This is a genomic window from Nonomuraea monospora, assembly GCF_039531895.1.
GTDB lineage: Bacteria > Actinomycetota > Actinomycetes > Streptosporangiales > Streptosporangiaceae > Nonomuraea > Nonomuraea monospora.
Genome location: NZ_BAAAQX010000012.1, coordinates 98195 through 111785, shown reverse-complemented (window position 1 = coordinate 111785; position 13591 = coordinate 98195). Strand labels below are relative to the sequence as shown.

Below are 13591 nucleotides of genomic sequence, written 5' to 3'. Positions count from 1 at the left end.
GCTCTATCCGGGTACGTGCTTCGACGGTAGGAGTCCGACTGAAACAAGGACTAGGAGATTTCCCGAGATTGCAGCAAGCCCCGTGCGGCGTCTATCTCTGCTCGCGCCGTCTGACCGTAGACGGCTTGGGCCTGCAGCAACTTGAAGATCCGCAGGTAGGTCTCAATCTCGCTGGGACGCTTGGTGCGGTAACCCCCGGTCCAGTGCTCACTGCGAACCAGCGACTCGTCATACACGTAGAACCCCTCTCCCGGCCAGATGGTTCGGAGTCGGCCGAGGGGGATGATACCTAGGGCCACGTTCGCGAAGCCGGCAGCGCGTTCGACATAGTCGAGCTGATCCAGCATCACCGCGACGCTGCCGCGCTGGGCGTAGAGCGCCCCAGCCTCGATGACCAATGAGAACATGCACTTGCCTGACTCAAGGATGCGCAAGCGGTTCAGCCGCCCCTCAACGGCCTGATCTATGTCGTCGGTCAGTCCGTGGAATCGGGACACGTCTTCGATGACGGCTCGCGTGTAGCCCGGCCTTTGAAGGAAGCCGGGAATGGTCTGAGGCTCATAGGCGCGTATCAACTTGGTCTGTTCATAGAGCGGCTTGATGCGCTCGCTCTGCTGGTTGAGCCCGGCACGCATCGCTTGCCGGTACTCCTCCCACATCTCATCGATCTGCCGGTGCGCGGCTATCAGCTCAGGGACTTGGTCCTCTGTATCGCATGCGCGGCACCAAGCCCGGATGTCGTCTTCCGTGGGATTCTGCCGCCCCAGTTCGATCCGGGAAATCTTGGAGTCGCGCATCCCGGATCGAGCTGAGAGTTGACGGCCGTTGAGATTGGCGTCCAGGCGCAGGCCGCGCAGCCTCTGCCCGAACGCCTTACGGGCGGCTTGTACCTGGTCTTGTTCGGACAAGGGCGGGACGCTGTCAGGCGGGCCGGTAGTCGCGATGCGGGACGGCCAGGTCCCACAGCGCCAAGAATGCGTCAGCGCAATGCTTGACGACGGCGGGGTCTCGGTAGAGCTGGATCTCGGCGCGCTTGTCCGTTCCGTCGAAGACGTTGAACACGACCGTCTCGCCGTCGAGCATCCAGAAGTCGTTGCCTGGCAGGCTCAACGTCGAGGTCAGCCGACGCGGCACCCAGCGCAGGTCTTCCCCGGCCTCGACCTTGAGGCCATTCGTCGCCTCGAAGCACCACCGCTGGTAGGCCGACAGGGGCTCCGACACCACGCACAGACGACGGTACGTCTTCCCTTCGGCGACCCCGGCCCTGACCCGGTCGCACCACGGCTTGAGGACGCGAGGGACCTCCTCCCGGTCACCCGTTTGCCAGTTGGCAAACAACTGGGCGTCGATGCCGTAGTTGTCCCGCATCTCGACGTGGAGTGCTTCCCGGCCGATGCTGTTGACCAGATCAGCCCGTTCCTTGGGGGAGATCAACTCCATAGTGCTCCCTCACATACTTCCGGACGAATGCGTTCACGGTGCGCTCGGAGAGTTCCCCGAACGTCTCATCTTCCCCGAGCCCGACGAGCTGTGCTCCTACTTGAGGCCCGCGCCTTTTGACCTGGACCACCCACGAGTCCCGGTCCGTCCGGTAGAACGTCTCGCACTCGTTGTCCTGGTTGGAGTCGGGATCCTTGCAGTAGAAGCAAACGGAGAGATCGTCCCCACCACCGTAGGATTGCACGAGCTTTCGCCCTCCTGGTCTACGCCGTGAGCCTCCCAAGAGTCACGCGAGGGATGCGCAGAGTCAAGACGCCGGTACAACGATCTGACCTGGGGATCTAGCGACTGTGGGAGGGTCGGCGCGAAGTCAGCACCTGTGCTGACATGTACGGCGATCAACCACAAACAACAAGAAGCCCCAGACTCCGGCATATGCCGTGAGCTGGGGCTATAACTCCTGTTTCACCAGGTCAGACCGGGCTTGCCATGGAGTCTGGTGGACGATACTGGGATTGAACCAGTGACCTCTTCCGTGTCAGGGAAGCGCTCTCCCGCTGAGCTAATCGTCCGTGGAGGTGGCGACGGGATTTGAACCCGTGTGGACGGCTTTGCAGGCCGCTGCCTCGCCTCTCGGCCACGCCACCGAGTCAAACCCTCTCCGAGCGGAAGACGGGATTCGAACCCGCGACCCTCACCTTGGCAAGGTGATGCTCTACCACTGAGCCACTTCCGCGCTGTTGCCTGGTTAACAATAGCGCGTTTCTCGACCGGATGCTTACTCGTGCGCCTGCCGGCCCTCCTTGCGGAGCTGGCGGGCCACGCTGCGTTCGGTGGCGGGGAGGCTGAGGAAGATCTCCAGGATCCGCGTCAGGCGGTGGACCTCGATGCGGTGGAAGGCCGGGCCCTCCGAGCGGGCCAGCAGGAGGGACAGGGCCAGCGGGGGGAGCGGGGCGTGGATGAGGTGCAGGCCGCCGTCCCGCGTCAGGGCGGTGGGGCGGGCGGGGACCTCGTCCGGGATGGCCAGGTCGTGCGGGGCGCGCCAGCTCGCGTAGACGAGGCGGCGGTCGGCGGTGGTGGCCGCCCAGTCGGCGCTGAACAGGACAGGGAGCGAGTCGACGAGCGTGGTCAGCGCGCGGTCGCCCGCCGTGGTGATGTACTTCAGTATCTCCAGCTCCGGATACGTGCCCGGCGCCTCGCGGGTGGTCCAGATGCCCTCGACCGTCACGCCCTCGACGCTCTCCAGGCTCTTGAGCAGGGCCTGGCGGGGCGTGCTGTCGGGGCAGAAGACGGTGATGTCGTCGACGGCCTGGCCGGCGCCCCGGTCGAGCACCGTCACCTGCGTGATGTCGGCGCCCGCCACGCCCAGGACCTTGGTGACCTGCGCCAGGGAGCCCGGCCTGTCGGGCAGCGCCACACGCACTCGAAGAAGCATCCATCCCCCTCAACCGAAGATGCCGATCACAGACTATCCGCGAATACCGGTTGCGGCTTGACCTGCGCTACAACTGTTGGAGTGAAGATTGGGCCGATTGAGGTGTGGCCGCCCGTGGTGCTCGCGCCGATGGCGGGCATCACGAACGCGCCGTTCCGGGTGCTCTGCCGCGAGCAGGGCGCCGGGCTGTTCGTGTGCGAGATGATCACGACCAGGGCCCTTGTCGAGCGCAACCCCAAGACGATGCGCATGATCAGGTTCGACGAGTCGGAGAAGCCCAGGAGCATCCAGCTCTACGGGGTGGACCCCGCGGTCGTGGGCCGCGCCGTCCGGATGATCGCCGAGGAGGACCTCGCCGATCACGTCGATCTCAACTTCGGCTGCCCCGTCCCCAAGGTGACCAGGCGCGGTGGCGGGTCGGCGCTGCCGTACAAGCGGAACCTGCTGCGCCGCATCCTGCGCGAGGCGGTCGCGAACGCGGGCCCGCTGCCCGTGACGATGAAGATGCGCAAGGGCATCGACGACGACCACCTGACCTACCTCGACGCCGGCCGGATCGCCGTCGAGGAGGGCGTCGCCGCGATCGCGCTGCACGCCCGCACCGCCAAGCAGCACTACGGCGGCGTCGCCGACTGGGAGGCCATCGCCCGGCTGAAGGAGGCCGTGCCGGAGATCCCCGTGCTGGGCAACGGCGACATCTGGTGCGCCGACGACGCCCTGCGGATGGTGGCGCGCACCGGCTGCGACGGCGTGGTGGTCGGGCGCGGCTGCCTGGGGCGGCCGTGGCTGTTCAAGGACCTGCAGAACGCCTTCGACGGCAGCCCCGAGCGGGCCCGGCCGACCCTCGGCGAGGTCGCCGGGGTGATGGCCAGGCACGCCGAGGGGCTGACCGGGTGCTTCGACATCGAGCGGTACGCGCTGGCCGACTTCCGCAAGCACGTCGGCTGGTATCTGAAGGGGTTCACGGTCGGCAGCGAGCTGCGGCGGGAGCTGGCCACGGCCGAGTCGCTCGACGGGCTGCGGGCCGGGCTCGCCAGGCTGGAGCACGACCAGCCGTGGCCGCCGAACACGGACACGCCACGGGGCAAGTCGGGGGAGCGGGCCAAGGTGCTGCTGCCTGACGGCTGGCTGGACGATCCCTGGGACTGCCCCGTGCCGGACGGGGACGCCGAGTCGGACATCTCCGGCGGTTGATCAGTGGGGGCCGGCCGCGACCTCCGTGCCGCAGGGGCCGCCGCCCACTGACGCCTCGAGCCGCACGGGCTCGCCCGACATGGTGAGCGTCGGGTAGTACTCCGCGATCCGCTCCGCCGAGCGGCCCACGTAGTGGCAGATGAAGCTGCGGCGGAAGCGGTCGCCCGTGCTGTTCGGCTCCGAGCCGTGCACGAGGCTGCCGTTGAAGAAGAGCACGTCCCCCGGGTTCATGTCCACGGGGACCTTCTCCAGGCCGGGCGGCGGCGGCACGTACTCGCGGGTGAACGAGACGCCCTCGTCGGCCTCCTCCGGGCAGAACAGGTCCATGAGGTGGGTGCCGGGCACCACCTCCAGGCCGCCGTTGGCGCGGTCCACCCGGTCGAGCGCCACCCAGGCGGCCACGCAGGTGCCCGGCTCGACGCGGAGGTAGAAGTTGTCCTGGTGCAGCGCCTGGCCCCTGGCGCCGGGCGGCTTGAAGTAGAACATGCTCTGGGCTGCTATCGGCTCCTCGCCCAGGAGGTCGCGCAGTATCGCGCCGATGCGCCGGTCGAGCAGGAAGCGCAGGGCCACGTCGTTGACCTGGTGGGGGTGCATGATCCGGGGGTAGTCGCGCAGGATGTCGTACGGCTGCCCCGGCGCCTGCGGCTGCGGCGCGAAGTGACCCGGGATCGGGCCCCGGGCGTGCAGGGCCATGAACTCGTCGCGCAGCTCGGCCACCTCTTCGTCCGCGAGGAGACCGGGCACCAGCACGTACCCCTGATCGTGGAAGTCGTTGAGCCTCATGCCTCTCACGCTAAGCAGCGCGGTCGTGCGACGGTATGCCTGTGACCGCTGAGGACCTGTCTGTTCCTGCTGCCGAGCTGATGATCGTGGGCCACTACGACAAGGCGGCCGGGTACGCCACGCGGCGTTCCGGGGGTTCGCCGAGCTGGTTGTTGTTGTGGACCGAGGCGGGCGAGGGGCTCGTCGAGCAGGGCGGGGCGGCGTTCCGGGTGGGGGCGGGGGACCTGGCGGTGCTGGGGTCGGGGGTGGCGCAGCACTACCGGGTGTCGCCGGGGGCGCGGCGGTGGCGGTTCTGGTGGGTGCACTTCCAGCCGCGCGCCGCCTGGACGGCGTGGCTGGGGCCGCACGCCGTGGGCGGTGGGTGCCATCTGGTGGCGGCGGTGCGGGAGGCGGTGCGTGAGCGCATCGGGCTGGCGTTCGTACGGGCGTTGCAGGACGCCCGCTGGACGCCCGACATGCCCGTCCCCGGTGGCCCCGTCCCCGGTGGGCCCGGCGGCGTACGGGCTCCGGCGGTCGTGTCAGGCGGGGCGGCGCGGGAGCTGGTGCTCGGCGCCGTGGAGGAGGCGCTGGTGCTGGCCACGGCGAGCGCCCGGCCCGAGGGCAGGGGCGAGGAGGGCGACGAGCGGGTGCGCAGGGCCCTGGCGATCATCGCGGCGGAGCCGGGTGCGCCGCACTCGGTGGCCTCGCTGGCCCGCGCGGTCGCGCTCTCGCCGTCCCGCTTCGCCCACCTGTTCGCCCAGGTGACAGGGCGGACGCCGATGCAGGTCGTGCGCGGGGCGCGGGTGCGGCACGCGGCGAGCCTGCTGGAGGTGACGGATCTGGACGTCGGGCAGGTGGCGGCGGCGTCCGGCTTCGTCAGCCCGTTCCACTTCAGCCGGGCCTTCAGGAAGGAGTACGGCCTGCCGCCCCGCGACTACCGCGCCCGTCTGAGAGGGGAACAGGTCATCGAGTGAGGCCCGGCGTGCCGGGACGGCCGGAGACGCCGGAGCGGTGGCAGGCCAAGCTCGACGTCTGGACGAGCAAGCCGCCTCACAGCCGCGCCGGAGCCGCCTCAGGGCCGCGCTACAGCTCGACGGGCCCGCCGCTGCGCCAGTAGACGTTGCCCTCGCGCGACAGCAGGTCCTCGTCCACCAGGTAGCGGCGCAGCGCCGCGTAGTCGTCGTGGAAGGCCCGCAGCGCCACGTTCACGTCCTTCTCCGGATAACGCACGCCGGGCTCGAAGACCCGCGAGATGTGGCGCAGCACGACGAGGCGCTTGTCGCGCCGCATCGCCGTCGTCGTCAGCCGCCCGTCCACCAGGAACGTGCGCAGCACCCGCTCCTCCGGGCTGAGCGGCTGCGCCGGCTCGGCGTGCGCCCGCAGCAGGTCGCGGAAGCGCTCCGGCGTGGCGTGCCAGGCGCCGCTCTCGTCACGGGCGGCCAGACCACCGTTCTCCAGCTTCCGCAGCGCCTTGGGCGACAGGCCGCCGGTGGCGCCGAGCACGAGGGAGGCGAAGGTCTTCAACGTGTCGTCCTGGTAGAGCAGACCCAGGACGCGTCTGATCTCTTCGTCGTTCACTCATACCATTTTGACCCATGATCGCAGCACTGATGCTGGCGGCCACGGTCGCCATCCCGAACAACTTCCTGCTGTACGAGAAGGAAGCCGCCAAGAAGGACGACAACCCCGAGACGAGCTGGACGGCCACCGGCAGGCGAACCGCCCCGCTGGTCGTCAACCCGTGCCAGAAGGCCGCACTCGGCCGGACCGGGCGCACGCAGGCCAGGACGCTCACGTACACGGCCGTGCCGGACTACTCCAAGTCGGAGCAGGTCGTGCTCTACGCGACGCCGGCGGCGGCGGCGAAGGCGCTGCGCGACCTGGAGGCCGCCGTGCGCGCCTGCGGCAGCGCCGCCTACCGCTACTCGGCCGCCGCCGTCGCCCTCGGGGACAAGGGGCTGATGGTGACCGGGCAGGCGTACCAGGGCAGGAAACCGGCCGTCGGCGGCGAGCGGGCGATCGTGACCCGCCGCGCGAACGCGCTGATCCTCTACACCGTCGCGGGGGAGTGGGGGAAGCCTGCCAAGGCCGACTTCAAGCGGCAGACCAGCGACACCAAGCGCATGCTCGCCAAGATTTGCACCCTCGCCGACTGCTGATCGCAAGGAATGTCTCGATCTTGGGACATTGTCATGACACGACTCCGACGTTTCCCGCAGGAAACTGAATCGACAGGCCTGTGCCGGGGCGCCCTTGCCAGTCCGTTCCGGCACAAGGCTTGTCGCTTTTCTACAGCCGATTGAGACCCTGCACGTGCAGGACGGCGCGGCCCTCCTCGTCGGAGGCGGCCAGATCGACCTGGGCGTCGATGCCCCAGTCACCGTCGCCGGCCGGATCCTTGATCGTCTGCCGCACCCGCCACAGACCGCTCTCCTCCTCGATGCGCAGCAGCGCGGGGCCGCGCGCGTCGGCGTCGGTGAAGATCTCCTCGTGGTCGGCGTAGTACGCGTCGAGCGCCGCGCCCCAGTCGACGTCGGGGGCGAGCTCCTCCAGCTCGTCCTCCTTCTCGATCGCGCACAGCTCGACCAGCCGGAACATCGCGTTGCGCACCAGCACGCGGAAGGCCCGCACGTTGGCCGTGACAGGGCGCACCTTGACGTCGAGCTGCTCCTGCTGCTCCAGCGCCGCCTCCGGGTTGGTGAGCTTCTCCCACTCGTCGATCAGCGAGGAGTCGACCTGCCGCACCAGCTCGCCGAGCCACTCGATGAGGTCGACCAGGTCGTCGGTCTTGAGATGCTCGGGCACCGTGCGCGACAGCGTGCGGTAGGCGTCGGCCAGGTAACGCAGCACTGTGCCCTCGGAGCGGGCCAGCTCGTAGAACTGGATGTAGTCGCTGAACGTCATCGCCCGCTCGTACAGGTCGCGCACCACGGCCTTCGGGCTGACCGTGTAGTCGCCCACCCACGGGTGGCCGCGCCGGTACGTCTCGTACGCGCCCAGCAGCAGGTCCTCCAGCGGCATCGGGTACATGACCTCGGCGAGCTGCTCCATGCGCTCCTCGTACTCGACGCCGTCGGCCTTCATCTGTGCGACGGCCTCGCCCCTGGCCTTCTTGAGCTGCGCCGACAGGATCTGGCGGGGGTCGTCGAGGATGGACTCCACGATCGAGACCATGTCGAGCGCGTACGACGGCGACTCGCGGTCGAGCAGGTCGAAGGCGGCCAGCGCGAACGTGGACAGCGCCTGGTTCAGCGCGAAGTCCTCCTGCAGCTCGATCGTCAGCCGGGCGCGGCGGCCCTGCTCGTCGGGCTCGCGGAACTGCTCGACGATGCCGCCCGCCAGCAGCGACCGGTAGATGGCGATGGCCTGGCTGATGTGCCGGCGCTGCCACTTGCGGTCCTCGTGGTTGTCGGTCAGCAGGTGCTTCATCGCCTGGAAGCAGTCGCCAGGACGGTTGATCACCGCGAGCAGCATGGCGTTGCTGACCTTGAAGCGCGAGTTGAGCGGCTCGGGCTCGGCCTCCTGGAGCTTGACGAAGGTGTCCTCGCTCCAGCCGACGAAGCCCTCCGGCGGCTTCTTGCGGGCGTAGCCGCGCCGCCGCTTGGGGTCGTCGCCGATCTTCGCGAGGGCCTTGGCGTTCTCGATGTCGTGCTCGGGGGCCTGGCAGGCGACGTAGCCGATGGTGTCGAAGCCCGCGCGGCCCGCCCGGCCGGCGATCTGGTGGAACTCGCGGGCCCGCAGCCGCCGCACCTTGTTGCCGTCGTACTTCGACAGCGCCGTGAACAGCACCGTGCGGATCGGCACGTTGACGCCGACGCCCAGTGTGTCGGTGCCGCAGATGACCTTCAGCAGGCCCGCCTGGGCCAGCCGCTCCACCAGGCGGCGGTACTTCGGCAGCATGCCGGCGTGGTGCACGCCGATGCCGTGGCGCACCAGCCGCGACAGCGCCCGCCCGAACCGCGTGGTGAACCGGAACCCGCCGATCATGGTGGCGATGGCCTCCTTCTCGGCCTTGGTCGCCATGTTGATCGACATCAGCGCCTGCGCCCGCTCCATCGCCGCCGCCTGCGTGAAGTGCACGACGTAGACCGGCGCCTGGCCGGTGGAGAGCATCTCCTCCAGCGTCTCGTGCAGCGGCGTCATCCGGTACGAGTACACCAGCGGCACCGGCCGCTCGGCGTGCTTGACCACCGCCGTCTCCCGGCCGGTGCGCCTGGTCAGGTCGTTCTTGAACATCGACACGTCGCCGAGCGTCGCCGACATGAGGATGAACTGCACCTTCGGCAGCTCCAGCAGCGGCACCTGCCACGCCCAGCCGCGGTCGGGCTCGGCGTAGAAGTGGAACTCGTCCATCACGACCTGGCCGATGTCGGCCGCCGCGCCGTCGCGCAGCGCCACGTTCGCCAGGATCTCGGCCGTGCAGCAGATGATCGGCGCGCCGGGGTTGACGCTGGCGTCGCCCGTCATCATGCCGACGTTCTCCGTGCCGAACACGGCGCACAGGTCGAAGAACTTCTCCGACACCAGCGCCTTGATCGGAGCCGTGTAGAAGGTGCGCACGTCGCGGGTCAGCGCCGCGAAGTGCGCGCCCGCCGCCACCAGCGACTTGCCCGACCCGGTCGGCGTGGCCAGGATCAGGTTGTTGCCGGAGACCACCTCGATGAGGGCCTCCTCCTGGGCGGGATAGAGGGTGAGCCCCCGCTCGGCGTTCCAGGCGACGAACGCGTCGAAGATGGCGTCGGGATCGGCGTCGATCTCTTCGGGCAGGCGGTCAACGAGTAGGCTCACACTCCTATCCTGCCGAAGTTTGCCGGATGGTCGAACCCGGGGCGGCCAACTCGGTCAAGGTGACCTTGTTCAGCGCAGGTCGAGCTGCATCAGCGCGGTGTCGATCCAGCGTCCGTGCTTGAAGCCGACCGACCTCAGCCGTCCCGCGTGCGCGAAGCCGAACCTCTCGTGCAGCCGGGCCGAGGACGGGTCACCGGAGTCGGCGATCACCGCGACGAGCTGCCGCGCCTCCGTCTCCCGGGCCCTGTCGATCAGCGAGCCGAGCAGCAGCCGCCCCAGCCCCTTGCCCGTCCGGCCCGGCGCCAGGTAGATCGTGTCCTCCAGCGTGTGCCGGTAGGCGGGCTTGGGCCGGTACTGGGCGACGTAGGCGTACCCGGCGACCTCGCCGTCCACCTCCGCCACCAGGAACGGCAGCCCCGCCTCCGTGATGCCGCCCGCCTTGACGCGCCAGTCGTCCGGCGTGAGCGGCGTCTCGTCGAACGTGGCCACCGTGGTGGTCACGTAGTGGGCGTAGATGCCGGCGATGACAGGGAGGTCGGTTTCGGCCAGGGCGCGCACTTTCGTCATGCGGCCATTCTGCTCACGAGAGGATGACGGCGGTGTTTCCAGGTGTTCACGCGGTCAGACGCGGGCGCGCGGCGCCGTCATCAGCAGGCCGCCCAGCAGCGCCAGCACCGCCAGGAACGGCCCGCCCCCGGGCGCGAACCCGCCGGCCGTCAGCGTCAGCACCCCGCCGCCGACCAGGCCGGTCGCCAGGAGCATGCCGCCCCAGCCCGCCACCCCGTACGGCAGCGACGGCGGCGTCTCGAACCGGGCGAACCCCTTCAGCAGCGGCCACATGACCAGGCACAGCAGCCCGAACCAGACCGGCCAGCCCGCGAACCACAGGACGCTGCCCGGCCGCGGCGTGTCCACGCCCAGCAGCACCACGACCACCCCGGTCACCGCGAACAGGGCCGGCATGTGCCACAGGTACATGGTCATGATCCGCGGCCCCGCCCAGCCCAGCAGCCGGCGCAGGGGCAGCCGCACCAGCACCGGGCGCAGCGCCACGGCCAGGCCGATCTGCCCCAGGCCGACCGCCAGCATGGCCAGCGTGGGCGGGGCCATGTTGGACACCTCGGCGCCCGGCAGGCCGATCATGCTGCCCGGGTACGGGCCGTACGCCACCAGCAGCGCCGCCGCGCCGAACCCGCCGAGCGCCAGCGCCCAGGCCGCACGCAGCCTGCCCTCGGCGTAGAAGAAGCCGAGCTGGTGCACGGCCATCCAGACGAAGACCACGTTCAGGTAGCCCAAGGCGTCCAGGCCGGTCGAGAACCTGGCCACGTCCGTCAGCACCGCCCCGGCCGTCAGCGCCGCCGGGACGCGCCAGCCGTACCGCTCGTGCAGGCGCAGCGCGTACGGAGTGGCCGTCACGGCGATCAGGTACACGGCCAGGAACCACAGCAACTGGCCCGTCAGCTTGGCCCCCACCTCAAGCGGCTGCGCGGGCACCCCCAGCGACAGCAGCACGTGCGGCAGCGGGATCCACACCGCGGCCAGCGGCAGCAGCGGCCAGGCCAGCCGCCGCAGCCGCACCGCCAGCCACGACGGCGCGGGCGCCGCCGAACGGGCGAAGCTGATCGCGTTGGCCGCGCCGCCCGCGAAGAACACCAGCGGCATCACCTGGCTGAGCCACGTCACCACCCACACGCCCGGCGTGGACAGCGCGTTGCCCGTCGTCAGCAGGCCGTCCTCGTAGTCCAGCACCGGGATCGTCCAGTGCTGGAACACGATGAGCGCCATGCCCACCACGCGCAGCAGGTCGATGAACGGGTCACGCGCGGCCGCCGGTCGGGCGGCCGGCGCGGCGGCGGCAGGGCGGTCCAGCAGGACGGTCATGGGGAGCCTCGATCTCAGGGGGAGCGAACACCCCCAAGGCTTGCGCCGCAGGCCGGATCGCACATTGCCGCGAGCCACCCATTCGGGGTCGAGGTCCCGTCACCCCCAGGGGTAGGGCCAGCCCTACCCCCGCACACCGGCGCACCTGCTCGTGCCGGCCGCCACCGCGTTCTACCGTGGGGGCCATGCGCTCCCTGATGAGGCGTGTCCTCCTTGACACCCGATACACGCTGGTCGGCTTCCCCACGACGCTGATCGGCTTCGCCCTCATGATCGCGGGCTTCGCCGCCGGGCTGGGCACCGCGGTCGTGTGGATCGGCGTGCCGCTGCTGGCGGGCACGCTCATGATCGCGCGGGGATTCGCCGACGCGGAGCGCGGCTGGCTGGCCGACGTGCTGGGGCGCCCGCCCGTACGGCCGCGTTACAAGCCCGTGCCGCAGGGCGCGGGGCGCTTCCGCCGGCTGGTGAACCCGCTGACGAGCGGGCAGTCCTGGCTCGACCTGCTGCACGGCATCATCAACCTGCCGTTCGCGATCCTCGCGTTCGTGCTCACCGTCGTGTTCTGGGCGATCCCGCTCGCGGGCCTGACCTACCCGCTGTACGGGATCATCACCTCCAACATCCCCGGCAACACGGAGCTGCCCGAGCTGCTCGGCCTGGGCGACGGCTACCTGGTCAACTCGGCCTTCTACGTCATGCTCGGCCTGGTCTTCGCGCTGATCATGCCGTTCGTCGTCCGTGGCGCCGCGCTGGTGCGCGCCGGGCTCGGCAGGGCGCTGCTGACCGGTGTGGCCGAGCTGCAGGAGCGCATCGACGACCTCGCCGAGGGCCGCGCCGCCGCCGTCTCCGCCGAGGCCAACGCGCTGCGCAAGCTGGAGCGCGACATCCACGACGGGCCGCAGCAGCGGCTGGTCTCGCTGGCCATGGAGCTGTCCAGGGCGCAGCGGCAGATGGCCAGGGACCCGGAGGCGGCGCAGGCCACCATCAAGTCCGCGATCACCGCCACCCGCGAGACGCTCGACGAGCTGCGCGCACTCTCGCGCGGCATCGCCCCGCCCATCCTGTCCGACCGCGGCCTCGCGCCCGCCCTGGCCGCCCTGGCGGGCCGCTGCACCGTTCCCGTGGACCTGGACGTGCAGACCGTCGAGCGCTACCAGGCCGCCGTCGAGAACGCCATCTACTTCGTCTGCGCCGAGACCCTCACCAACGTGGCCAAACACAGCCGCGCCACCATCTGCACGATTCAGCTCATCCGCGTCGGGAACATCCTGATGCTCACGATCGGGGATGATGGTGTCGGCGGCGCACACGTCGCCAAGGGACACGGGCTCGCCGGGCTGGCCGACCGGCTCCGCGCGGTTGACGGGGAGCTGAGCGTGCAGTCGCCCGACGGCGGGCCCACACTCATCGTGGCGGAGGTGCCGTGCGGGTAGTCGTGGCCGATGACGCGGTTCTGATCAGGGAAGGCCTGGTCAGGTTGCTCGAGGAGTTCGGCTGCGAGGTGGTGGCGACCGTCGGCGACGGCGACGCCCTCGTGGAGGCGATCGCCGAGCACAAGCCCGACGTGTCGGTGGTGGACGTGCGCATGCCGCCGTCCTTCACCGACGAGGGGCTCAAGGCGGCCGTGCAGGCCAGGAACCGGGTGCCGGGGGCGCCCGTGCTCATCCTCTCCCAGTACGTCGAGGTCTCCTACGCCGACGACCTGCTCGCCGACGCCAGGGGCGCGGTGGGGTACCTGCTGAAGGACCGGGTCGTCGACGTGGACGAGTTCATGGAGGGGCTGCGGCGGGTGGCCGCCGGCGGCACCGTGTTCGACCCGCAGGTGGTGTCCCAGTTGATGGTGCGCAGACGCAAGGACGATCCGCTCGCACAGCTCACGCCGCGCGAGCGCGAGGTGCTGGGGTTGATGGCCGAAGGGAAGTCCAATCCGGCCATCGGGCGGCAACTCGTGATCAGTGACGGAGCCGTCGAGAAGCACATCAGGAGCATCTTCAACAAGCTCGGCCTCTACGCGGAGGACAGCGACCAGCATCGCCGGGTGCTCGCCGTGCTGACCTACCTGCGTTCCTGACCTACCTGCGTTTCCTGACC

13 protein-coding genes and 3 tRNA genes are annotated in these 13591 nt (G+C 69.9%); 5 read left to right on the top strand and 11 right to left on the bottom strand.

What is annotated here, in order from left to right:
* Nucleotides 1-50 precede the first annotated feature (50 nt).
* The 6 genes from ABD331_RS24235 to ABD331_RS24210 all read right to left on the bottom strand — a co-directional run bounded on the left by ABD331_RS24235 (nt 51) and on the right by ABD331_RS24210 (nt 2875).
* Nucleotides 51-908: a helix-turn-helix domain-containing protein gene (locus ABD331_RS24235; RefSeq protein WP_344478696.1), complete on the bottom strand. Its 858-nt coding sequence runs from the start codon at nt 906-908 to the stop codon at nt 51-53.
* 13 nt (nt 909-921) lie between these two features.
* Nucleotides 922-1440: a DUF6879 family protein gene (locus ABD331_RS24230; protein ID WP_344478695.1), complete on the bottom strand. Its 519-nt coding sequence runs from the start codon at nt 1438-1440 to the stop codon at nt 922-924.
* A gap of 497 nt (nt 1441-1937) precedes the next feature.
* A tRNA-Val gene (locus ABD331_RS24225) sits at nt 1938-2012 on the bottom strand.
* A 1-nt stretch (nt 2013) separates the two neighbouring features.
* Nucleotides 2014-2087: transfer RNA gene (locus tag ABD331_RS24220), tRNA-Cys, on the bottom strand.
* Between the two features lie 17 nt (nt 2088-2104).
* A tRNA-Gly gene (locus ABD331_RS24215) sits at nt 2105-2176 on the bottom strand.
* Between the two features lie 42 nt (nt 2177-2218).
* Entirely contained in the window at nt 2219-2875 is a 657-nt protein-coding gene (locus tag ABD331_RS24210; RefSeq protein ID WP_344478694.1) for an ACT domain-containing protein, read from the bottom strand.
* An 81-nt stretch (nt 2876-2956) separates the two neighbouring features.
* On the opposite strand from ABD331_RS24210, the gene dusB reads away from it, so the two are divergent.
* Nucleotides 2957-4069 (top strand): tRNA dihydrouridine synthase DusB, encoded by a 1113-nt coding sequence (dusB, locus tag ABD331_RS24205; protein WP_344478692.1) that lies wholly within the window; start codon nt 2957-2959, stop codon nt 4067-4069.
* On the opposite strand, the gene ABD331_RS24200 is transcribed toward dusB, so the two are convergent.
* The gene (locus tag ABD331_RS24200) at nt 4070-4852 is read right to left on the bottom strand and encodes a phytanoyl-CoA dioxygenase family protein (RefSeq protein WP_344478689.1); all 783 of its coding nucleotides are present in this window, start codon (nt 4850-4852) and stop codon (nt 4070-4072) included. It abuts the gene before it with no gap.
* Between the two features lie 41 nt (nt 4853-4893).
* Between ABD331_RS24200 and ABD331_RS24195 the strand changes: the two genes are divergently transcribed.
* A complete protein-coding gene (locus ABD331_RS24195) occupies nt 4894-5805 on the top strand; it encodes a helix-turn-helix domain-containing protein (RefSeq protein WP_344478687.1) in 912 nt (303 codons plus the stop codon).
* A 109-nt stretch (nt 5806-5914) separates the two neighbouring features.
* On the opposite strand, the gene ABD331_RS24190 is transcribed toward ABD331_RS24195, so the two are convergent.
* On the bottom strand, nt 5915-6409 hold the full coding sequence (locus tag ABD331_RS24190) for a DUF2087 domain-containing protein (RefSeq protein ID WP_344478685.1): 495 nt from the start codon (nt 6407-6409) through the stop codon (nt 5915-5917).
* A gap of 17 nt (nt 6410-6426) precedes the next feature.
* On the opposite strand from ABD331_RS24190, the gene ABD331_RS24185 reads away from it, so the two are divergent.
* On the top strand, nt 6427-6990 hold the full coding sequence (locus ABD331_RS24185; RefSeq protein ID WP_344478682.1) for a hypothetical protein: 564 nt from the start codon (nt 6427-6429) through the stop codon (nt 6988-6990).
* Nucleotides 6991-7120: 130 nt separating this feature from the next.
* Here the strand turns inward: ABD331_RS24185 and ABD331_RS24180 are convergent, their stop codons facing one another.
* From ABD331_RS24180 to ABD331_RS24170, 3 genes are all read right to left on the bottom strand, one after another.
* Nucleotides 7121-9619: a DEAD/DEAH box helicase gene (locus tag ABD331_RS24180; RefSeq protein ID WP_344478680.1), complete on the bottom strand. Its 2499-nt coding sequence runs from the start codon at nt 9617-9619 to the stop codon at nt 7121-7123.
* A 69-nt stretch (nt 9620-9688) separates the two neighbouring features.
* Nucleotides 9689-10186 carry a GNAT family N-acetyltransferase gene (locus ABD331_RS24175; RefSeq protein ID WP_344478678.1) on the bottom strand — a complete coding sequence of 166 codons (498 nt, stop codon included), beginning with the start codon at nt 10184-10186 and terminating at the stop codon, nt 9689-9691.
* A 54-nt stretch (nt 10187-10240) separates the two neighbouring features.
* On the bottom strand, nt 10241-11500 hold the full coding sequence (locus ABD331_RS24170; protein ID WP_344478676.1) for an acyltransferase family protein: 1260 nt from the start codon (nt 11498-11500) through the stop codon (nt 10241-10243).
* 185 nt (nt 11501-11685) lie between these two features.
* Here ABD331_RS24170 and ABD331_RS24165 point away from each other — a divergent pair, with 185 nt between their 5' ends.
* Both ABD331_RS24165 and ABD331_RS24160 read left to right on the top strand, forming a co-directional pair.
* The gene (locus ABD331_RS24165; protein WP_344478674.1) at nt 11686-12933 is read left to right on the top strand and encodes a sensor histidine kinase; all 1248 of its coding nucleotides are present in this window, start codon (nt 11686-11688) and stop codon (nt 12931-12933) included.
* Nucleotides 12924-13571, top strand: a complete 648-nt coding sequence (locus tag ABD331_RS24160; RefSeq protein WP_344478672.1) for a response regulator transcription factor — start codon at nt 12924-12926, stop codon at nt 13569-13571. The genes ABD331_RS24165 and ABD331_RS24160 overlap by 10 nt, the downstream gene beginning before the upstream one ends.
* The last annotated feature ends 20 nt before the right edge of the window (nt 13572-13591 follow it).